This is a genomic window from Aeromonas sp. FL131 (assembly GCF_049860615.1).
Taxonomy (GTDB): domain Bacteria; phylum Pseudomonadota; class Gammaproteobacteria; order Enterobacterales; family Aeromonadaceae; genus Aeromonas; species Aeromonas hydrophila.
This window is the reverse complement of record NZ_CP187595.1, coordinates 510071-531018: the sequence shown is the minus strand read 5'-3', so window position 1 is coordinate 531018 and position 20948 is coordinate 510071. Positions and strand designations below refer to the sequence as shown.

The 20948-nt window shown below is 60.3% G+C and carries 23 protein-coding genes; 8 read left to right on the top strand and 15 right to left on the bottom strand.

Annotation, left to right across the window (positions count from 1 at the left end; all coding sequences use genetic code 11):
• The first annotated feature begins 47 nt into the window (after positions 1–47).
• Positions 48–488, top strand: a complete 441-nt coding sequence (locus tag ACPW75_RS02640; RefSeq protein ID WP_077095274.1) for a hypothetical protein — start codon at positions 48–50, stop codon at positions 486–488.
• Between the two features lie 70 nt (positions 489–558).
• Here ACPW75_RS02640 and rlmM read toward each other — a convergent pair whose 3' ends face one another.
• The 6 genes from rlmM to dinB form a co-directional block, all read right to left on the bottom strand.
• A complete protein-coding gene (gene rlmM / locus ACPW75_RS02635) occupies positions 559–1653 on the bottom strand; it encodes a 23S rRNA (cytidine(2498)-2'-O)-methyltransferase RlmM (protein ID WP_016349849.1) in 1095 nt (364 codons plus the stop codon).
• Positions 1646–2032: a DUF423 domain-containing protein gene (locus ACPW75_RS02630; RefSeq protein WP_077095275.1), complete on the bottom strand. Its 387-nt coding sequence runs from the start codon at positions 2030–2032 to the stop codon at positions 1646–1648. Before ACPW75_RS02630 ends, rlmM begins: the two co-directional genes overlap by 8 nt.
• 32 nt (positions 2033–2064) lie before the next feature.
• Complete coding sequence (locus ACPW75_RS02625) at positions 2065–2703, bottom strand: alpha/beta fold hydrolase (protein WP_077095276.1); 639 nt, start codon at positions 2701–2703, stop codon at positions 2065–2067.
• Entirely contained in the window at positions 2696–3616 is a 921-nt protein-coding gene (locus ACPW75_RS02620; RefSeq protein WP_005303519.1) for a transcriptional regulator GcvA, read from the bottom strand. Before ACPW75_RS02620 ends, ACPW75_RS02625 begins: the two co-directional genes overlap by 8 nt.
• Positions 3617–3899: 283 nt before the next feature.
• Positions 3900–6041 (bottom strand): methyl-accepting chemotaxis protein, encoded by a 2142-nt coding sequence (locus ACPW75_RS02615; RefSeq protein WP_077095277.1) that lies wholly within the window; start codon positions 6039–6041, stop codon positions 3900–3902.
• A gap of 68 nt (positions 6042–6109) precedes the next feature.
• Complete coding sequence (gene dinB, locus ACPW75_RS02610) at positions 6110–7162, bottom strand: DNA polymerase IV (RefSeq protein WP_077095278.1); 1053 nt, start codon at positions 7160–7162, stop codon at positions 6110–6112.
• Between the two features lie 132 nt (positions 7163–7294).
• Between dinB and ACPW75_RS02605 the strand changes: the two genes are divergently transcribed.
• Entirely contained in the window at positions 7295–7507 is a 213-nt protein-coding gene (locus ACPW75_RS02605; protein WP_029301604.1) for a hypothetical protein, read from the top strand.
• Positions 7508–7595: 88 nt separating this feature from the next.
• Here the strand turns inward: ACPW75_RS02605 and nqrM are convergent, their stop codons facing one another.
• From nqrM to ACPW75_RS02560, 9 genes are all read right to left on the bottom strand, one after another.
• Positions 7596–7820 carry a (Na+)-NQR maturation NqrM gene (gene nqrM, locus ACPW75_RS02600; RefSeq protein ID WP_011705066.1) on the bottom strand — a complete coding sequence of 75 codons (225 nt, stop codon included), beginning with the start codon at positions 7818–7820 and terminating at the stop codon, positions 7596–7598.
• An 11-nt stretch (positions 7821–7831) separates the two neighbouring features.
• A complete protein-coding gene (locus ACPW75_RS02595; RefSeq protein WP_011705065.1) occupies positions 7832–8872 on the bottom strand; it encodes an FAD:protein FMN transferase ApbE in 1041 nt (346 codons plus the stop codon).
• Between the two features lie 3 nt (positions 8873–8875).
• A complete protein-coding gene (gene nqrF, locus ACPW75_RS02590) occupies positions 8876–10099 on the bottom strand; it encodes an NADH:ubiquinone reductase (Na(+)-transporting) subunit F (protein ID WP_011705064.1) in 1224 nt (407 codons plus the stop codon).
• A 17-nt stretch (positions 10100–10116) separates the two neighbouring features.
• Positions 10117–10713: an NADH:ubiquinone reductase (Na(+)-transporting) subunit E gene (gene nqrE / locus ACPW75_RS02585; protein WP_005303538.1), complete on the bottom strand. Its 597-nt coding sequence runs from the start codon at positions 10711–10713 to the stop codon at positions 10117–10119.
• A gap of 3 nt (positions 10714–10716) precedes the next feature.
• Positions 10717–11349 carry an NADH:ubiquinone reductase (Na(+)-transporting) subunit D gene (locus ACPW75_RS02580; RefSeq protein ID WP_005303545.1) on the bottom strand — a complete coding sequence of 211 codons (633 nt, stop codon included), beginning with the start codon at positions 11347–11349 and terminating at the stop codon, positions 10717–10719.
• Positions 11342–12130 carry a Na(+)-translocating NADH-quinone reductase subunit C gene (locus ACPW75_RS02575; protein ID WP_011705063.1) on the bottom strand — a complete coding sequence of 263 codons (789 nt, stop codon included), beginning with the start codon at positions 12128–12130 and terminating at the stop codon, positions 11342–11344. The genes ACPW75_RS02580 and ACPW75_RS02575 overlap by 8 nt, the downstream gene beginning before the upstream one ends.
• Positions 12120–13349, bottom strand: coding sequence for an NADH:ubiquinone reductase (Na(+)-transporting) subunit B (locus ACPW75_RS02570; protein ID WP_011705062.1), 1230 nt, complete (start codon positions 13347–13349; stop codon positions 12120–12122). Before ACPW75_RS02570 ends, ACPW75_RS02575 begins: the two co-directional genes overlap by 11 nt.
• A 3-nt stretch (positions 13350–13352) precedes the next feature.
• On the bottom strand, positions 13353–14696 hold the full coding sequence (locus tag ACPW75_RS02565; protein ID WP_011705061.1) for a Na(+)-translocating NADH-quinone reductase subunit A: 1344 nt from the start codon (positions 14694–14696) through the stop codon (positions 13353–13355).
• Positions 14697–15137: 441 nt separating this feature from the next.
• A complete protein-coding gene (locus tag ACPW75_RS02560) occupies positions 15138–15446 on the bottom strand; it encodes a BolA family protein (RefSeq protein WP_011705060.1) in 309 nt (102 codons plus the stop codon).
• 206 nt (positions 15447–15652) lie between these two features.
• On the opposite strand from ACPW75_RS02560, the gene ACPW75_RS02555 reads away from it, so the two are divergent.
• From ACPW75_RS02555 to ACPW75_RS02530, 6 genes are all read left to right on the top strand, one after another.
• A complete protein-coding gene (locus ACPW75_RS02555) occupies positions 15653–16795 on the top strand; it encodes a methyltransferase (protein WP_077095279.1) in 1143 nt (380 codons plus the stop codon).
• 24 nt (positions 16796–16819) lie between these two features.
• On the top strand, positions 16820–17392 hold the full coding sequence (locus tag ACPW75_RS02550; RefSeq protein WP_011705058.1) for a YajG family lipoprotein: 573 nt from the start codon (positions 16820–16822) through the stop codon (positions 17390–17392).
• Positions 17393–17407: 15 nt separating this feature from the next.
• Positions 17408–17959, top strand: a complete 552-nt coding sequence (locus tag ACPW75_RS02545; RefSeq protein WP_077095280.1) for a peptidylprolyl isomerase — start codon at positions 17408–17410, stop codon at positions 17957–17959.
• Between the two features lie 115 nt (positions 17960–18074).
• The gene (locus ACPW75_RS02540) at positions 18075–18404 is read left to right on the top strand and encodes a hypothetical protein (RefSeq protein WP_017408628.1); all 330 of its coding nucleotides are present in this window, start codon (positions 18075–18077) and stop codon (positions 18402–18404) included.
• 85 nt (positions 18405–18489) lie between these two features.
• Positions 18490–19869: an AmpG family muropeptide MFS transporter gene (locus tag ACPW75_RS02535; RefSeq protein ID WP_017408629.1), complete on the top strand. Its 1380-nt coding sequence runs from the start codon at positions 18490–18492 to the stop codon at positions 19867–19869.
• Positions 19870–20025: 156 nt separating this feature from the next.
• Positions 20026–20868: an outer membrane protein OmpK gene (locus ACPW75_RS02530; RefSeq protein ID WP_011705056.1), complete on the top strand. Its 843-nt coding sequence runs from the start codon at positions 20026–20028 to the stop codon at positions 20866–20868.
• The last annotated feature ends 80 nt before the right edge of the window (positions 20869–20948 follow it).

Below are 20948 nucleotides of genomic sequence, written 5' to 3'. Positions count from 1 at the left end.
GTCGATTGGCTACTATGTTCAATAGATAAGGGATAAGGAGATCCATTATGCGCGCTATCGTTACCCTGCTGCTCATCAGCAGCAACGCCATGGCAGTAGACAGACCGGTCGAGAATGCCTGGCCGCAATTGCCCCCCTCTTCCCAGCAGGCCAGCCAGGTCTGGCGCTCCAACGTGGATACCAACGACCTGCTCAAGGCACCCAAACCGCTCTCCCTCGGGATGGATGTCGTGACCGACAGCGATGGCAATAGTCAGGTCACTCCCTACCAGAAACTGAACCTGACCGCCGAGAAGAGCGTGAGTCTCTCCTTCGAACAGCACAAACCCAGGATCAAGTTCAAGACCGCCGGCATGAACACCTCCATCAAGCTGCGCGGCAACGGGGTGAAGCTGGAGTTCAGCCCGACCGATCGCACCATACCGCTCGACATCGAGCTCAAGCTCACCGACGGCGAATCCTCGCTGCGCTTCGATTACCGTTTCTGAGGACGCAGAAATGACAAGGCCGACAACCCGTGGATTGTCGGCCTTGTGGTCAATGGCTCATCACCAGCAATTACTCCTTGGCGGAGAGCTTGGAAACCCAGTACTTGTTGTAGACGTGCACCGTGATCTCTTCGCGATCGTGATAGAGCTGCTTGGCCTGGATCACGAAGGCGTTGTCGATCTCCTTGAGCAGCTCGCGCAGCACCTCGATGTTGTGCACCGCCTCGGCGTAGCGCTTCTTCATCGGCAGCTTGAGGTTGAACATTGCCTCCTGGCAATCGCTCTCCCGGAACCAGTCGGCGATCATGTGGGTGACCCGCGCCGGCTTGTCCACCATGTCGCACACCAGCCAATAGGTGTTCTTCTTGCTCGGCCGCCACACGAAACCATCGTCGCGGATGTGCTTGACCTGACCGGTATCCATCAGAGACTGGGCCATCATGCCGTTGTCCACCGCCGTCACCATCATGCCGCGACGTACCAGTTGATAGGTCCAGCCACCCGGGCAGGCGCCCAGGTCGACGGCCTTCATGCCGGAGGTGAGGCGCAGGTCCCACTCTTCCCGCGGCACGAACACGTAGAAGGCCTCTTCCAGCTTGAGGCTGGAGCGGCTCGGGGCATCGGCCGGGCAGCGCAGACGCGGGATGCCCATGTGGAATTCGGAGTTGTTGAAGGAGTAGGAGTAACCCAGCAACACGTGATCATTGGCCAGGAAGAAGGCGTGGAACACCGGCCGGTGCGGGGTCTCCTTCTTGGTCAGCAACTCGTTGCCGCGCAGCGCCTGACGCAGTGGCACGGTGAACTTGCGGCAGAAAGCTGACAGCTCTTTTGCCTCGTTGGTATCGGCGGTTTCCACCCGCAGATCGCCACAGATGGCGTAACCCTGGGTCGCCTCCAGGATGGGGGTGATGCGATCCGACAGATCCAGATCCTTCAGCTCATGGGTCACCACCAGCATCTGGCGAATGAAGATGAGCTCTCTGAACGGCAGCTTGCGCGCCAGCAGATCGGCCTGCTCCTCGTCATACAGCTCGAATATCACGTAACCGCTGTCGTCCTTGACCCGGGCGAAACCGTAGCACTGCATGTTACTGGCACGCTCGGTGATCTCTGCCGCCGCCTCTTTCTCAAAACCGGGGCGGCAATAAAGCAGCAGATTATTCATTTTTTCCTCCAAGACGACAGCCAGCCCATATCAGAGCCGCCCATCCCAACATAAAACAGAGGCCACCGGCCGGGGTAATCAGCCCCAGCCCCTTGCTGCCGAGCAGCACCATGGCATAAATACTGCCGGAGAATCCCAGGATCCCCAGCACGAAGGCGGTGCCGGCAAAGGTGATGACCTTGCTGCGCACACCGCACCACCCCAGCACCAGCAGGGCCAGGGCGTGGAAAAACTGATACTGCACGGCGGTATTGAACGCCGCCAGACGTGAAGGCTCAATTCCGGTAGCCGCCAGACCATGGGCACCGTAGGCCCCCAGCAGGGTTGCCGTCAGGCCGAACACGCCCGCCAGCACCAGCCAATGTCGATGGAATTGCATCCCTTGCCTCCTCGTCGTTTCGCTTCCCATCCTCATGTTCGTGTCGGGATGGTCGCAATGAAGTTCTTGATCTGCCCGGCCGCCTGCCGCAGGTTCTCCTGCTCGCTCACCCCGCTGCTCTTGCGCGGTTTGAAGCCATGATCACCATCGGTCAGCCAATGGACCGATACGGCGGGTGAGAAGGGAAAATCAGCCAGTTCGGCACGGGTGCCGAAAGTATCGCGCTCCCCCTGCAACAGCAGGGTCGGCGTCTTGATCTGCTTGAGCACGTCACCCCGCCAGCGGTCGGGGTTGGCCGGGGGGTGGAAAGGATACCCGAGAATGAGCAATCCTGCAGCATTCATCTCGTCCTCGCCATCCTGATAGAGTTCGACCGCCATCCGCCCGCCCATCGACTTGCCGGCCAGAAACAGCCGAGGATGAGCAAACTCCTTCGCCATCTGGCGCCAGTGCGCCAGCAGCACGGGTTGCCTGTCCGGCGGTCTGCGTTTACCATCCAGCGCGCGCTTGCTCATGTAGGGGAAGTTGAAGCGCACCACCTCGATGTCCGGCCCGGCCAGCAGGCGTGACAACTCGGCCAGAAAGGCGTGCTCCATGCCCGCGCCGGCACCGTGGGCCAGCAAAATGCGGACGGGGGCATCGACAGCCCCCTCCCGGATCACCTCAGGCATCGGCCAGCCGTGCCCGGCGACGGGCCTCCTCCTGCTCCACCAGCTCCAGCATCCAGTCTCGGAAAGCGACTATCTTGCCCTGATCGGACTGCTGCTCCTGGCACACCAGATAGAAGGCGTTCTTGCTCACCAGCACCTGCTCGAACGGGCAGATGAGGCGGCCGGCCTCTATTTCGGGTTGGGCCAGCACGCTGTGGCCAAGGGCCACCCCCTGGCCGTGAATGGCCGCCTGGATCACCATGGTGGAGTGGCTGAAGATGGGCCCCTGATTGACGTTGGGCGCATCGATGTCGAGCTGGCGAAACCAGGCCTTCCAGTCACGGCGGGAGGTGTCGTGCAGCAGGGTGTGGCGGGTCAGATCGTCCGGGGTACGCAGCGGCTTGGGACCGGTCAGCAGCAACGGCGAACAGACCGGGATCAGATACTCGGTGTGCAGCTTATCGGCGCGCAGCCCAGGCCAGTTGCCACGGCCGTAATAGATGGCCACGTCCACATCGTCGGTGAGCGAGCCCTCGTCCATGTCCACCGCCTTGATCCGCACATCGATGTCGGGGTGGCGCTCGCTGAACTTTACCAGCCGCGGCACCAGCCACTGGATGGCGAAACTCGGCTGCAAAGAGACGGTGAGCGCCCCTTTGGCACTGCGCGCCAGCAGCTTGTCGGTCGCCTCCGAGATGGAGGTGAAAATGTCCTTGATGTCGAGGAAGTAGCCCTGCCCCTCCTCGGTCAACAACAGGGAGCGGTTCTTGCGGCGAAACAGCTTGATGCCGAGGTACTCTTCCAGCGCCTTGATCTGGTGACTGATGGCAGCCTGGGTCACGAAAAGCTCTTCCGCAGCCCGGGTGAAGCTTAAATGACGAGCCGCGGCTTCGAATGCTTTCAGTGCATTGAGCGGGGGTAAACGACGAGACATGAGACCAGCCGACGATGAGTTTTTCTAATGGGCCGCATTATAATTTGTCGGTTGCGGGTCGACCAGTGAATAAACATAATTCGCTTCGCAATCCGTTGTCATATGGCTCACTTTTTCTCTTCCATGTTGGTTTACATGTGATTTTTGTGAGTCACTGGACTGCGATTGTGGTGTTGTGTTTCTTCCTCTGCGGGAAGAGGGGTTTAAATCGGACCGATTTAACCCAGTCTGTCATCTGAATGTGTTTGGCGCCTCCGGTTGGATGGCGCCTTTTTTCTTATCCCTATACCTTGAACTGCCCCACCAGTTGCTGCTGCTTGTCGGCCAGCGCCGACAACTCGCGACCGTTTTCGGCGGAGCTGGCCGCCTCGGCACGGATGGTGTGGCTCACATCGCGAATGTTGCTGACGTTGCGATTGATCTCGTCCGCCACCCCGCTCTGCTCCTGCGCCGCCCTGGCAATCTGCTCGTTCATCTGATGGATGGTCGCCACCGCGTGGATGATCTGCTCCAGCACGCTGACCGACAGGTCCACCTTGGTGAGCGTCAGATCCGCCTGGCTGTGGCCGGTCATGATCGCCTTCACCACGGCCTCGGTGCCGGACTGCAGCTGGCCGATGAGGGTCTGAATTTCGACGATGGCGTTCTGGGTGCGACCCGCCAGATTGCGCACCTCATCCGCCACCACCGCAAAGCCACGGCCCTGCTCACCGGCCCGCGCCGCCTCGATGGCGGCGTTGAGCGCCAGCAGGTTGGTCTGCTCGGCAATCCCCTGAATGACCACCAGGATATCGTTGATGTTCTCGCTGTTGGCTGACAGGTGCTCCACCACCGGCTTGGCGTCGCTGATCACCGCCATCAGCTTGCGCATCGCCTCCTGGGTATCCGCCACCACGTATTTGCCCTCCTGCGCCGCCGTATCCGCCTGATTGGCCGCGGCGACCGCCGAATTGGCATTGCCCGCTACCTGCAGAGCGGTGGCGCTCAGCTCCTCGAACGCGGTCGCCACCAGATCCACCTCCTGATACTGGGCCTGCATGCCGGCACTGGTACGCTCGGCAACGCTGGCCGCCTGTTCGGCGCTGGCCCGGGTGCCGGCCACGGTATCGATGACCTGGCTGATGGTGCTCTGCAGCTTGTTCAGGAAGCTGTTGAACCACTTGGCCAGCTCGCCAATCTCGTCGTCACGGCGCAGCTCGATGCGCTGGGTGAGGTCCCCCTCGCCGCTGGCAATGTCCTTGAGGCGGGCCACCACGGCGCGAATGGGGGCCACTATCTGGTGGGCCATCAGCCAGATGCAGATCAGCGCGACCGCCGAGATGAGACCGCCGATGAGCAGCTGGGTCATCACGCTGCGGCTGGCCTGACCGGAGAGATCATCCTGCAGCTGGAGGGCCGACGCCAGCACCACGCTGCGCGGCAGTTCGATGTAGATGCCCCATTTCTGCTCGGTGCCCCGCATCTTGACCGGCACGAAAGTCTGCAGCAGGGTGCCGTCAGGACTCCAGCGGCTGCTGACCTGTCCCTGACCCAGCCAACCTTGCAGCTCGCCGGCCAGGGTCTGATACTGCTGGCCGAGCGGGCTGCCCAGGGTGACGTCGAAGCCGTCCACGCCGGCGACACGGCTCTGGCTGCTGACCAGCAGCACCTTGCCCTGCCCCTCGTAGAGCTCCTGATCCATCTCCTTGACCAGGCTTTGCAGCGCGGTCAGCGAGATATCGACGCCGACCATGCCGAGCAGCTTCTCTTGCTCCAGCAGGGGCACAGTCACCGAGGTCATCAACACCTTCTGCGAGCCCACATCATCGAGATAGGGTTCCAGCAGGCAGAGCGCCTTGCTGCGGATGCTGCAGCGATACCACTCGTTCTCCACCCCGCCGGCCGCCGTCGGGCTCTCGTCCGCCAGCACGGATTCGTTTTGCACCTCGGGTTCGATCTTGCCGTCGACCCGCGCCCAATAGGTGGAGAAGCGGCCCTGATCGTTGGAGCCCAGCGCGTTGGAGCCATGATAATTGCTGTCTTCACCGTCGAGCTGATCCGGCTCGAACACCGCATAGACGCCGAGCAGGTTGTCAGAGGAGGCGGCCGCGTCGTGCAACTGCTGATTGACGGCGGTACGCAGCGTTTCGGAGGAGCCGAAGTTGTCGGCCGCATTCTTGCGCTGGAACAGGATCCCCTGCCCCAGCAGAGTGGCCCGGAAGTAGGCCTCGTCCAGATAGCTGGTCACTTTGGCCGCCTGCTCCGAACCCATCGCCTTCATCCAGTTTTCGGCCGCACTCTGGGCTTCCGCCGTGGTGGAGGTCAGCACCTGATCCTGCATGTTGGCAGCACTGAAGAGGGAAGAGGCCACCAAGGCTCCGGCACTGGCCAACAAACAACAACCGGCGATCAGGGTGATCCGTCCCTGAACAGAAAGAGAACTCATGCCACCATTTCCTAGCTTTTTACAGATGTGATCAGTGTATCGGTTTTAGAAACAAAAACTTAACCTTATCACGCTAAATCCAGGGCAAGTTGGTTCACTTCGCCGGCCGCAGGCAGGCCGACCACCAATCCCAGTAGCCGAATGGGTTTGCCCTGCGCCCGCAGCAAGCCTTCGTGCAGCAGATCGTGAAACCGCTCCGGCTGGTAACCGCCGCGCCGGTAGACGGTGGTCTGCTGAAAATCGGCGAACTTGAGCTTGATCCCCTGCCCCATCAGTTGCTCCTTGCCGTGGCTGACCGAGAAACGTTGCTCCAGCTCGGGGATGAGCTGGCGGAGCACCTGCCAGCAGGCGGCCTCATCCAGCACGTCGCTGGCGAGCGTCGTCTCCACCCCTATGGTCTTGCGCACCCGCTGGGCCTGCACCGGCTGCTCGTCGTGGCCCCAGATCCGCCCGGCCAGCATCTCCCCGAGCTTGCCGAAACGGGCGATCAGCTCCTCATTGCCGAGCTGGCGGGCATCTTCGCAGGAGTAAAGGCCGAGCGACTCCAGCCGATCCGCGGTTTTGCGGCCGATGCCAGGCAACTTGCCAAGCGGCAGCTGGCGCACGAACTCATCCACCTCCTGCGGGCGGATCACGAACAGGCCGTCCGGCTTGTGCTGCTCGGAGGCGAGCTTGGCCAGAAACTTGTTGGGCGCCACCCCGGCCGAGGCGGTCAACCCCAGCTCGGTGTTGATCGCGGCGCGGATCTCGCGGGCCATCAGGGTGGCACTGCCACCACAGCAGGGGCTCATCGTCACATCGAGATAGGCCTCATCGAGGGAGAGCGGCTCCACCTGCTCGGTGTAGCGCAGGAAGATGGCCCGCAGCTGGCGGGAAACCTCCTTGTAGACCGCCATCCGACCGGGAATGAGCACCAGCGGCGGGCAGAGCTTGCGAGCCAGAGCGCTCGGCATGGCGGAGCGCACCCCGAAGCGGCGCGCCACATAGTTGCAGGTCGAGATGACGCCGCGCCTGTCAGCCGAGCCGCCGATGGCCAGCGGCACCTCGCGCAGGGCCGGGTTGTCCCGCATCTCTACCGCGGCATAGAAGCAGTCCATGTCGATGTGAATGATCTTGCGCATACCACTGTACGAATAAACAGGTAACCTGCCTATGCTAACCCAGTGCTGCCATTTCTGCCATCGGCATGAAATGAGGGTCAGATATAGACTCTTAAGGCACCATTGGTTAGCGCATCATGCAAGGAGGGTGAGATGAAGATAGGTTGGCTGGGATTGGGGCTCTGCCTGCTGGCACAGCCGGGCAGCAGCAAGGACAACCCGACCGCCGAATGCAGCTGGCTGTATGACCGCATCGCGGCGCTGGAGCAGGCCATCAAACAGGGCGACGAGCTGGGCACCCGGGAGGAGCTGGCACGCTGGCGGGCTGAGTTCAAAAAGAAAGCCTGCCAGCAATACGACTACTGAGTCTTTTGCAAAAAATAACGGGCTGACCATCAGGTCAGCCCGTCGGTTATCCGGCACGGGGTCGAGTACGACTCGGCGCCCTGTCCGCTCAGATGATCCGGTTCTCCGCCAGCATCTTGCGACGGGCCTCTTCCTTGGCCATCTTCTTCTTGCGGTTGTCACAGGGTTCCGGGCAATCACACTCTTTTTCGATACCTATGCTGCCGAGCCCGCCGCAGGAGCCGGAGATGGTCTTCTTCTGGAAGATGTAACCGATGGCCATGGCCACCACTACCGCCAGAAATACCCCGAAGGTGATCAAAAAAATCTGCATGTTACCGCCCCTTATTTTCTAACCAGATACTGTTTGAAGGCATCGGAGTAGGACTCCTCGAAACCATCATCCGTCTTGGTGATCACGAAGATAGCCAAGCCCCGCTCCTTGGCATAGGCCAGGCTCTTCTCGGGCCCGAGCACCATGAACACGGTCGCCAGCCCGTCTGCGGTCATGCAGGAGGGGTGAATGACGGTCACCGACACCATCCGATGCTGGATCGGCTTGCCGGTCATGGGATCAATGGTGTGGGAGAAGCGCTTGCCGTCCAGCTCGTAATAGTTGCGGTACTCGCCCGAGGTAGCCACCCCGTTGTCACCGGCCACGATCACTTCCTGCACCGAACCGGCGTTGGCGGTCGGCTTCTCGATGGCGACGCGCCAGGGGTGCCCCTTGCCGTTGACGCCGTTGATCCGCAGCTCGCCGCCGATCTCCACCAGATAGTTGCGTGAGCCCATGGACTCCAGATACTCGGCCACCTTGTCGACCCCAAAGCCCTTGGCGATGGCGGAGAGATCCACGTAGAGATCCGGGATGTCCTTTTGCAGGGTATCGGCATCGGCCGAGGTGATCACGTGCAGATTGCCGAGCCCGGTCTTCTGGCGGGTCTGGGTGATCAGCTCGTCGGAGGGCATCTTGGTCGGCCTGGCATCGGGCCCGAAGCCCCACAGATTGACCAAGGGGCCGACGGTGACGTCCAGCGCCCCGCGGCTCTCACGGCCAATGTGAATGGCCTCGGTCACCACCCGCGCGGTATCGCGGGAGACCACCACCGGCGTCGAGCCGCGATGCTGGTTGAAGCGCGACAGCTCGGAATCCGGGCGGTAGGTCGACATCTGATCGTTGACCCGCTCCAGCAGCACATCGACTTCGGCCTGGAACTTGGCGGGATCCGTGATGACGCTGTCCGCCACCTTGATGGAGTAATAGGTACCCATGGTGCTGCCGGTGATGTGGATCTCCGGCTTCGATTGGACCGTTTGTTCCTGACCGCACCCAGTCAAGAAAAAGGCTAGCCCGAAGGCTAGCCAGGTCTTTACAACACTGTGCATTGATTAACCACCAAAGTCATCCAGCAGGATGTTTTCGTCTTCAACACCGAGGTTTTTCAGCATGTTGATGACGGCTGCGTTCATCACGGGAGGCCCGCACATGTAGAACTCGCAATCTTCCGGCGCCTCGTGGTTCTTGAGATAGTTCTCGAACAGCACGTTGTGGATGAAGCCGGTGTAGCCGTCCCAGTTGTCTTCCGGTTGCGGATCAGACAGGGCGACGTGCCACTGGAAGTTGTCGTTCTCGGCCTGCAGCATGTCGAAGTCTTCGACATAGAACATCTCGCGCTTGGAACGGGCACCGTACCAGAAGCTCATCTTGCGCTTGGTCTTCAGACGGCGCAGCTGATCGAAGATGTGGGAACGCATCGGCGCCATACCGGCACCACCACCGATGAACACCATCTCGGCATCGGTGTCCTTGGCGAAGAACTCGCCGAACGGACCGGAGATGGTCACCTTGTCGCCAGCCTTCAGGCTGAAGATGTAGGAGGACATCTGGCCGGGAGGGGCAGTCCAGTTGCTCGGCGGCGGGGTCGCGATCCGCACGTTCAGCATGATGATGCCGAACTCTTCCGGATAGTTGGCCATGGAGTAGGCACGGATGATCGGCTCGTTGACCTTGGACTCCAGCTCGAAGATCTTGAAGCGATCCCAGTCACCGCGATACTCCTCGGGAATATCGAAGTTCTTGTACTGCACGTGGTGAGCCGGCGCTTCGATCTGGATATAACCACCGGCGCGGAACGGCACGCTCTCGCCATCCGGGATCTGCAGCTTGAGCTCCTTGATGAAGGTGGCCTTGTTGTCATTGGAGATGACGGTACAGTCCCACTTCTTCACCCCGAAGATCTCTTCCGGCAGTTCGATGTCCATGTCGGAACGAACGGTGACCTGACAGGCCAGACGCTCGCCGTGACGGGCTTCGCCCTTGCTGATGTGATCCAGCTCGGTCGGCAGGATATCGCCGCCGCCGGATTTCACCCGTACCTTGCACTGACCACAGGAGCCGCCGCCGCCGCAGGCGGAGGAGACGAAGATACCGCTGCCGGCCAGCACACCGAGCAGCTTGCCACCCGCCGGGCTGGTCACAGCCTTGGCCGGGTCGCCGTTGATGCTGATTGTCACGTCACCGGCGGTCACCAGCTTGGACTTGGCGAACAGAATGACTGCCACCAAGGCCAGCAGGATCACGGTGAACATGACCACACCCAGAATAATTTCCATCTATATTTCCTTTCCGATTACAGGGAAATACCAGAGAAGGACATGAAGCCCAGCGCCATCAGACCCGCGGTGATGAAGGTGATGCCGAGGCCGCGCAGGCCTTCTGGAACATCGGAATACTTCATCTTCTCGCGGATCCCCGCCATCGCGACGATGGCAAGCATCCAGCCGGCACCCGAACCCACGCCATAGACCACGGACTCAACGAAGTTGTAGTCACGCTGCACCATGAAGGAGACGCCACCGAAGATGGCGCAGTTCACGGTGATGAGCGGCAGGAAGATACCGAGCGCGTTGTAGAGAGCCGGGAAGTACTTGTCCAGCGCCATCTCCAGGATCTGCACCAGTGCCGCGATCACCCCGATAAAGGTGATGAAGCTCAGGAAGCTCAGATCCAGGCCGGAAACCAGGGCACCGTCCTTGAGGACGTAGTTGTAGATCAGGTTGTTGGCCGGGACGGCCACGGTCTGAACCACGATAACGGCGATCCCCAGGCCCATGGCGGTCTTGACCTTCTTGGACACCGCCAGGAAGGTACACATCCCCAGGAAGAAGGAGAGCGCCAGGTTCTCGATGAAGATCGAGCGAATCAACAGACTGATATAGTGTTCCATACCTTAATCCTTCGCCTCCACCTGCTTGGGATCCTTGGTGCGTACGCCCCAGATGATCAGACCAATGATGAAGAACGCACTCGGCGGCAGCAGCAGCAGGCCGTTGGGCACATACCAGCCGCCATTGTTCACCAGCGGCAGCAGTTCGATGCCAAACCAGGTACCGGAGCCCAGGATCTCGCGCACGGTGGCCACGGTCAGCAGCACGGCGCCATAACCCAGACCGTTGCCGATACCGTCCAGGAAGGAGGGCAGCGGGGCACTCTTCATGGCGTAGGCTTCGGCACGACCCATCACGATACAGTTGGTGATGATGAGGCCGACGAACACCGACAGCTGCTTGGAGATGTCGTAGGCATACGCCTTAAGCACCTGGTCAACCACGATAACCAGCGAGGCAATCACCGCCATCTGGGCGATGATCCGCACGCTGTTCGGGATCTGGTTGCGGATCAGGGAGATGAACAGGTTGGAGAAGGCGGTGACCGCGGTAACGGCCAGCGTCATCACGAACGCCGTCTTCATCTGGCTGGTAACGGCCAGCGCGGAACAGACCCCCAGCACCTGCAGTGCGATGGGGTTGTTGCCGAGCACAGGCGTCAACAGCAACTTTTTCATTTCGCTCTTGTCAGCCATTGTTGATTTCTCCTGCACGAACCTTGGCCAGGAAAGGACCGAAGCCCTTGGGACCCATCCAGAAGTCGAAGGTATGCTGTACGCCGTTACCGGTCAGGGTCGCGCCGGACAGGCCGTCGATCTCATGCTCGGAACCAGCCGGAGCATGACCCTTGATCACCCGCAGTGCCGGCATGCCATCCTGATCGAACAGCTTCTTGCCGACGAACAGCTCGCGCCAGGCCGGATTTTCGATCTCGCCGCCCAGACCCGGGGTTTCACCGTGGTCATAGTAGGTGATGCCCTTGATGGTCTGGCCATCGGCCGCGACCGCCACGAAGGCGTACATGGTGGACCACAGACCCTGGCCGTAGATCGGCAGGATGATGTTGTCGACCTTGCCCTCGGCATCTTTCGCGAAGAACACCGGGATCAGTTTGGAGATTTGACGCAGGCCGGCCTTGTCGTCGGCCGGGGCCAGACGAATGCTCTTGGCCGGGTCTTTTGCCGCCAGCTTGGTATCGAAGTTGTCGGCATCGCCGTCAACGAACTCACCGGTAGTCAAATCGACCAGACGCGCTTCAATCTTGTCACCGTACAGCTGGGCCAGATCGCGCTTGGCCACGCTGCTGATATCGACACCGGCGACGGACAGAATGTTGCTTTGCTTGTCCAGCGCCCGGTTTTCCAGCTGGGCCGGACGCAGTCCCACGGCGGCCACGGAGACCACGATGGAGCAGACCAGGCACAGACCGGTCACTATGGTGAGGGTGCCGACAGTAGAGTCTTTATTAAACGCCACGAGCGATCCTCCGCTTGATGTTCGCCTGCGCCACGAAATGGTCAAACAAGGGGGCAAACAGGTTGGCAAACAGAATGGCCAGCATCATGCCTTCCGGGAAGGCGGGGTTCACCACCCGGATCAGCACCACCATCACCCCGATCAGGGCGCCATACCACCACTTGCCCTTGTTGGTGAAGGCAGCGGAGACCGGATCGGTCGCCATGAAGGCCATACCAAAGGCGAAGCCGCCCAGCACCAGATGCCAGTGCCACGGCATGTTGAACATGGGGTTGGTATCGGAACCGATGACGTTGAACAGCAGGGAGGTCGCTACCATGCCGATCATCACACCGGCGATGATGCGCCAGGAGGCGATCCGCATGTAGACGATCATGGCCGCACCGATGAGGATCATCAGGGTGGAGACTTCACCGATGGAACCGGGCAGGTTGCCAAGGAAGGCATCCATCCAGCTGATGGTCTGGCCGGTGGCACCGTTGATCAGGGCCATCTGGCCGCCTTGGGCCCACTGGCTCAGCGCGGTGGCACCCGAGTAGCCGTCGACGGCAACCCAGACTGCATCACCGGAGATCTGGCCCGGATAGGCGAAGAACAGGAAGGCACGACCTGCCAGCGCCGGGTTCAGGAAGTTCTTGCCGGTACCACCGAACACTTCCTTGGCCAGCACCACACCGAAGGTGATACCCAGGGCAGCTTGCCACAGGGGCAGCTCGGGCGGCACGATCAGCGCGAACAGGATGGAGGTCACGAAGAAACCTTCGTTGATCTCGTGCTTGCGCACCATGGCGAACAGCACTTCCCAGAAACCACCGACCAGGAACACGGTCAGGTAGATGGGCAGGAAGTGGGCAGCACCGATCAGCATCTTGCTGCCGATGCCGGCGACGGCCGGATCCAGCGAAGCACCCAGCAGGGTGGCTATGGTGTATTGCCAGGTGTCGGCACCGGCAGCCGTGCCCAGATGGGCGATGGCGGCGATGGATTGGTTGCCGACGTTGTACATGCCCCAGAACATGGCCGGGAACACGGCCAGCCACACCATGATCATCATGCGCTTCAGATCGATCGCATCACGGACGTGGGCGGCATTGCGGGTCACGGAACCCGGGGTATAAAACAGGGTGTACGCCGCTTCGAACAGGGCATAGTACTTGGCGTACTTGCCACCCGGCTCGAAGTGATGTTCCATATTTTCAAGAAGTTGCTTGAAACTCATCGCTTAACCTTCCAGTTCGATCTTGGTCAGGCACTCACGCAAGACTGGGCCGTACTCGGTCTTGCCGGGGCAGACGAAGGTACAGAGCGCCAGATCTTCCTCATCCAGCTCCAGACAGCCGAGTGCTTGCGCATTGTCGGTGTCGCCGGAGACCAGATCCCGCAGCAGCAGGGTCGGCAGGATGTCGAGCGGCATCACGCGCTCGTAGTTGCCGATAGGCACCATGGAGCGATCACTACCGTTGGTGGTGGTAGTGAAGTTGATGAGTTTGCCCTTCATCAGGTGAGAGAGGGTGGTACGGGTGATGGAGAACTTGCTGGCGCTGGGATTGACCCAACCCAGGAACTCTTTCTCGCGACCTTCACCCAGTACGCTGACCTGATTGTGGTAGCGACCCAGGTAGTCATGTACCCCTTCGGCCTTGGCACCGCTCAGCAGGGAACCGGAGATGATGCGATTCTCGTCCGCACGCAGCTCGTTGTTGGTCAACTGGCTGATGCAGGCGCCCATGCGGGTGCGCAGCAGACGCGGCTTGACCACGTTCGGGCCGGCCAGCGCGATCACCTTGTCGGTAAAGATCTGACCGGTGGTGAACAGCTTGCCGTAGGCGATCACATCCTGATAGTTGATGTGCCACTGCACCTTCTTGGCACCGACCGGGTCCAGGAAGTGGATGTGGGTACCGGGCAGACCGGCAGGGTGCGGGCCGACGAACACCTCTTCCTTGACTTGCGCCAGGGAAGCGTGCGGCAGGCTCGCCTCGCCCTTGCAGACGTAGACGGTGCCATCGGTCAGACGAGTCAGCACGGCCAGACCGTCGAGGAAAGCCTGGGCCTGTTCCTTGATGATCAGCTCCGCACTGGCAGCCAGCGGGTTGGTGTCCATGGCGGTGACGAAGATGGCGCGAGGGGTGGAACCCACGGCCGGCACCTTGCTGAACGGGCGGGTACGCAACGCGGTCCATTGGCCGGACGCGACCAGGATCTCCTGCACCTTGCTGCGCTCGAGCTTGGCCAGCTCGGCAGACGCAAAGTGCTCGAAGGTCACCTGCTCGTCGGACCCATCGATATCGATGACAACGGATTGCAGAATGCGCTTGGCACCCCGGTTGATCTCTGAAACCACACCGGTGGCGGGGGCCGTGAATTTAACGCCGGGATTCTTCTTATCTTCGAAGAGCTCCTGACCTTTAATGACGCGATCACCTACTTTGACAAACATAGTAGGACGCATCCCCACGAACTCTTCGCCGAGTGTAGCAACACGGGTGATGGCCGGGCCATCGTAGATTACTTGCTCCGGAGCACCCAGCACGGGGATGTCCAGTCCTCTTTTAATTGTAATCATACTCACTTGCACTACCGTTAAGGGAAGACAGGTTGGTTAGCGCCGAGAAATACATCACGACGAGTTGTTGAATGAGCCCGTTGATGTTGCGGGATGATGTCGAAGAAATAAACAAATCAGCAACATACAGGGTCATTCAAAAGCGCCTGAGTTTACCACTTATGGCGAGTTGCCTGCCATGCAAAATGGGGAAAATCCCCGCTCTATCACAAAATCATCGAAATTTAATCACGCGGCTTTTTTTCACGAAACCTCAGGCGCGGCTTCGAGTTAGCCATTATTACCCAAAAATGGGTAATGGTTTTTATGTTCAAAAAAGGATTAGAAATCTTGATGTCAGGGCGGGAGGTTGGCGTCCCGTTCCACAGCCAGGGACGCCACCGGAAAACGTTTATGAATTGTTAACTAGTCGCAGATTGAGTAATCAATTCGTCAATAGCCTTAGGAGAGACCGTTTTTGCTGACGCAGCTGGGGGTGGTTGGTGCCTGTTCCCGCTGTTGCCACTCCTGCTCGGTATAGGTATGCAGCGCCAATGCATGAATGGCTCCCGCCAACTCTTCAGCCAGCACTCCGTTGACCTGACGATGACGCCCCAGCAGCCGCTGTCCTTCAAACGCCTGGCTCACCACCACCACCTTGAAGTGGCTCTCGGAGCCCGGTGCCACCCGGTGCATGTAGCTTTCGTTGATCACTTCCAGATGGCTGGGGGACAAGGCGGCGGCCAGCTTGGCCTCGATCTGTTGTTGCATGGTCACGAGCAAAACTCCCAAAATGGATGTCCGGCCATTGTAGCCAGGGTTGGCCGGATGACGAAATCGTCCAGAACGGGAAAATGACACGCTTTTCCCCCGCTGCCGTGGCGGCCGGGACTGGTGAAATTCTCCGCCCCCGCTAGAATAGCGCCACTTTGCGCCCCGTCGGCGCCCGTTACATGAATCAGCTGGACACTTCGCCTATGCAAACCCTTCTCGACACGGCCCATTGTCGCCTGACCCTGTATCGCTATCCACGCCAGCTCCAGGATCCGTTGCAGGCCTGGGACGCCGCAGACGAGTACCTGATCAACACCCTGGCCGAGGAGCCTCTCGAGCGCGACGGCCCGGTCATCATCATGAATGACGGCTTCGGCGCCCTGGCTGCCTACCTGCACGGCCATGCTCCCGTCAGCGTGACCGACTCCCATATCAGCGAACGAGCCACCCTGGCCAATCTGGCCGAGAACGGCCTGGATCCCCATGCCATCCGCCTGCAGGATGCACTGGCCTCCCTGCCCGATACCCCCGCACTGGTAGTGATCAAGGTCTCCAAATATCAGGCGCTGCTGGAGCAACAACTGCTGGCCCTGCGCCAGGTGGCCACCCCCGCCACCCGCGTCATCGCCGCCGGCAAAGCCAAAGACATCCACAGCTCCACTCTGGCGCTGTTTGAAAAATACCTGGGGCCGACCCGCACCTCGCTGGCCTGGAAGAAGGCCCGCCTCATCCACTGCACCCCGGCCGCTACGCCTGCCGAACGGCCCGCGCTGGCCAATCCCTTTCCCACGATCTGGCCGCTGGAGGGCACCGACATGCTCATCCACAACCACGCCAACGTGTTTTCACGCACCAGTCTGGACATCGGTGCCCGCTTCATGCTCGACAACCTGCCGATCCACAGTGCCCGCAAGGTGATCGATCTGGGTTGCGGCAACGGCGTGCTGGGGCTCTCCCTGCTGGCACGGGACGCCGAGGTGGAGGTGACCTTCATCGACGAGTCCCACATGGCGGTCGCCTCGGCCCAGCTCAACGTCGAACACAATCTGCCGGCTGCCCTGCCCCGCGCCCACTTCCTGGTCAACAACTGTCTCGACGGCGTGGCGGTCGGCTCGGTGGACCGGATCCTCTGCAACCCGCCGTTCCACCAGTTGCAGGCGATCACCGACCATATCGCCTGGCAGATGTTCAGCGATGCCCATCGGGTGTTGCCCAAGGGCGGCGAACTCTGGATAGTAGGCAACCGTCACCTGGATTATCACAACAAGCTCAAGCGCCTGTTTGCCAACGCACAAGTCGTTGCGTCGAACAGCAAATTCGTTATTTTGAAAGCCATCAAACGCTAAACAGAAAGCTAAAGGAAACCCATGATGAAAAAGTCACTCTTGCTGCTGGCCGCCCTGATGCTGGGTGGTTGTGCGACTCACTGGCCGGAGACCGCCCTGCTTAACCCGCAGGTGATCCCCTCCAATCAGCAGTACTACTCCGGCAACCGCATCACCCTGGAAGGGGTGGACAAGCGTGAAGCCGCCTACGTTTTCTCCATCAAGAAGAAAGAGAAGGCCGCCGTGCTGGTCAACAGCGAACAGCCGCTCAACAACCTGCTGGCCGAAAAGCTGGCGGAAGGGCTGCGCAGCCAGGGGCTGGAAGTGGGCAACAGCGGTACCACCAACCTGACCCTGGCCATCTCCAGCGCTGCGGTCACGGTGGAAGAGAAGACCTTCACCTATGTCACCAAGTCCCGCGTCAGCCTGCAGGTGATCGCCGATTTCCAGGGCAGCAAGCTGACCAAGCAGTTCAACATGTCCTCCAGCAAGGAAGGCCCGGGTGAGCCGAGCATGGCCGAGCTGGAATCCATCCTGAACCAGCAGCTGGGCAGCCTGCTGCAGCAGATCATGGCGGACAACGCCCTGCGCGGGTATCTCAAGGGTCAGCCGAGCTGAGCGAGGAGCGGATAGATGAAAAAACTCTGGTTACTGGCCATGCTGATCTCCCCGCTGGCATTCGCCGGCCCCAAGGTCAGGATGGAGACCAACCACGGCAATATCGTGGTGGAACTGGCGTCCAAACAGGCGCCGCAGACGGTGAAGAACTTCCTGCGCTACGTGGCGGATGGCAGCTATGACGGCAGCATCTTCCACCGGGTGATCCAGGACTTCGTGGTGCAGGGGGGCGGCTACAACCAGCAGTTCCAGCAACTGCCGACCTTCGATCCCGTGGTCAACGAGTCCAAGGGCGGCCTGCCCAACAAGCGCGGCAGCATCGCCATGGCCCGCACCCAGGCGGTCGACAGTGCCACTCGCCAGTTCTACTTCAACCTGGTTGACAACAACAACCTCAACGCCAATGCCGGCGCCGGTTATACCGTGTTTGGCCAGGTGGTGCAGGGCATGGAGGTGCTGGACAAGCTGGCCCAGGTGCAGACCGGTTACAGCCCGATCCTGCGTGCCAATGACGTGCCCACCAGCCCCATCATCCTCAAGAAAGTGGTGCTGCTGGCAGACAAATAACGCGGAGCAGATCACATTCCGCCACCCCGCGCGCTGGGTCGCCGGCGCCCCTTTCTATACTCTGGCCTTGCCCCGCTGTTCGGGACTAGGCCCACAAGAGGAGAAGGAGGTTCCGGTGACCTGCAATGATTACATCGCCCAGCACGCCATCCCGCTGGCCCAGACGGTTCGTCACTTTCTGGCACGAGAGATCCCCTATCAACAGCTGGAAGATCTGAGCTGGCAGCTGTTGTCCCACTGGCAGGATCTGCCCCAGGTTCCCGCCGACAAGACTCCGGCCTCCGAGCAGGAGGGGGTATTCTGGCACCTGCTGCACAGCCTGCATCAATGGGATGAACAGCAGATCATCGCCGACGTCTGGCTGCGCCTGCAGCTGATGGAGTGCGCCAATTACCTGACCACGGACGGGCCGCTGCCGCGCCACTGCATCGGCCTGCGCCCCTGAATCGCGCAACGCCACCCCCGGCTTGCCTTGGCTATCCCTCTCGAACCTGACAAAATGGCGCAATTTTCCCAGAGGAGTCAGGTATTTGAACACTGTCCGTACACCGAGCTGGCGAGACTCGCTCGCCGTCTACCTTGAGACTCGGGTTCTCATCCTGTTTGCCATGGGATTCTCTTCCGGCCTGCCGCTGCTGCTGGTGTTCGGCACCCTGTCGTTCTGGCTGCGCGAAGCGGATGTCAGCCTGACCGACATCGGCTATATGAGCTGGGTGGCGCTGGCCTACGGCTTCAAGTGGCTGTGGTCACCACTGGTGGATCGGCTGCCGCTCCCGCTGCTCTCTCGCTGGCTGGGCCGGCGCCGCAGCTGGATGCTGTTCTCCCAGCTGCTGATCGCCGCCTCGCTGGTGGGCATGGCCTTCTGCGATCCCAAGACCCAGCTCGCCCAGCTAGCCCTGTTCGCCCTGCTGGTGGCGTTTGCCTCCGCCACCCAGGACATCGTCATCGACGCCTATCGCATCGAGTCGGCCCCCGAGCGGCTGCAGGCGGCCATGGCGGCCTCCTACATGACCGGTTACCGGCTGGCGATGATCATGGCCGGCGCCGGCGCACTGGCGCTGGCCGCCTGGCTCGGCAGCAACAGCGGTTATGACTACAACGGCTGGCGACTCACCTATCTGCTGATGGCGGGATTGATGTCCCTCGGCGTCATCACCACCCTCTGTTGTCATGAACCGGTGATCGACCTTGCCAGCCAGAATGAGCAGCAGGCGGCCCACAAGGCCTTGTTGCTCGCCCGTGGCTGGCCCGCTTCGCTGGCCGGGCTCGGCGCCTGGAGCCACGAAGCCATCTGGTGCCCGTTTGCCGACTTCTTCCGCCGTTACGGCGGCTCGGCCCTGCTGATCCTCGGGCTCATCGCCTGTTATCGCATCTCGGACGTGGTGATGGGGGTGATGTCCAACAGCTTCTACGTGGACATGCAGTTCAGCAAGACCGAGGTAGCCACCATCACCAAGGTGTACGGGGTCATCATGACTCTGGTGGGGGCCGCATTGGGCGGTGTGCTGGTGATGCGCTTTGGCACCCTGCGCATTCTGTTCCTCGGCGCCCTGCTCACCGCCAGCACCAACCTGCTATTCGCCCTGCTCAACGAGGTGGGCCACAACCTGGAGCTGCTGACCCTGATCATCTCGCTGGACAACCTCAGCGCCGGTATTGCCACGGCCGCCTTCGTGACCTATCTGTCGAGCCTGACCAACGTGGCCTTCTCCGCCACCCAGTACGCCCTGTTCAGCTCGGTGATGCTGCTGCTGCCCAAGCTGCTGGCGGGTTTTTCCGGCCGTTTCGTCGAACAGTTCGGCTACAGCAGCTTCTTCATCAGCACCAGCCTGCTCGGTATTCCGGTGCTGATCCTGATCGTGCTGGTTGCCAAACGAGGAAGATCCTTGCTATCTCAATCGGATAAATAGCAAGCGTTTGCGTAAAATTGGGGGTGATTAGATTCACACTTCCGAATAAAGTTCCCCAGTGCTGGTTTCTCCGATGAATTTATTTGGCTAGAATCCCTTCCGCTCCTTGTGGGCAGGCTACGGAAAACCTCAACTAACGCACAAGAGACCAATAAAATGGCCAAATTTACCAAGACTCTGATCGCTGCCGGTCTGCTGGCTGCAGCCGCTACCCCGGCCTTCGCTGCTGACTACAGCGGTGACATCCACAAGAATGACTACAAGTGGATGCAGTTCAACGTTATGCACACCATCGACCAACGTCCTTTCACCACCGGTGCTGAAGATTACAACGACACCTACTTCGAAATGGAATTCGGTGGTCGCTCCGGCCTGTTTGACCTGTACGGTTACGTCGACGTCTTCGATATCTTCGACTCCCGTCACAGCGACAAGCACAAGGGTCAGAACCTGTTCATGAAGTTTGCGCCGCGTATGTCTCTGGATGCGCTGACTGGTAAAGATCTCTCCTTTGGTCCGGTGCAAGAGGTCTACATCGCCTCCCTGAACAACATCGGCGACAACCAGATGGAGAACATGATCGGTCTGGGTGCTGATGTACAAGTGCCTTGGTTCGGCAAAGTGGGCATGAACCTGTATGCTCGTCACGCCACCGAAAACCAGTTCTTCACCGAAGAAGAGGGTGAGTGGAACGGTTACTGGTTCGCCATGAACTGGTTCAAGCCTTTCTACACCTTCAGCAACGGCAGCTTCGTCTCCTACCAGGGCTACCTGGACTACGCCTTCGATCTGGACACCCACAACCGTGCTGACCGTACCAGCGACAACCTGGCTACCTTCCACGGTATCTACTGGCACTCCGATCGCTACGCCGTCGGTTACGGCCTGAAGTACTTCATGGATGCCTACGGCACCAAAGATGGCTCCACTGCCTACGACGGTACCCCGTGGAAGAGCTCTGGCTTCAGCCACTACTTCTCCGTTACCTACAAGTTCTAATAGAACAGGTATCAGGGATACAAAAAACCGGAGCAGCTGCTCCGGTTTTTTTATGGCTTGCTGCCGGCAACAGGGGAGAG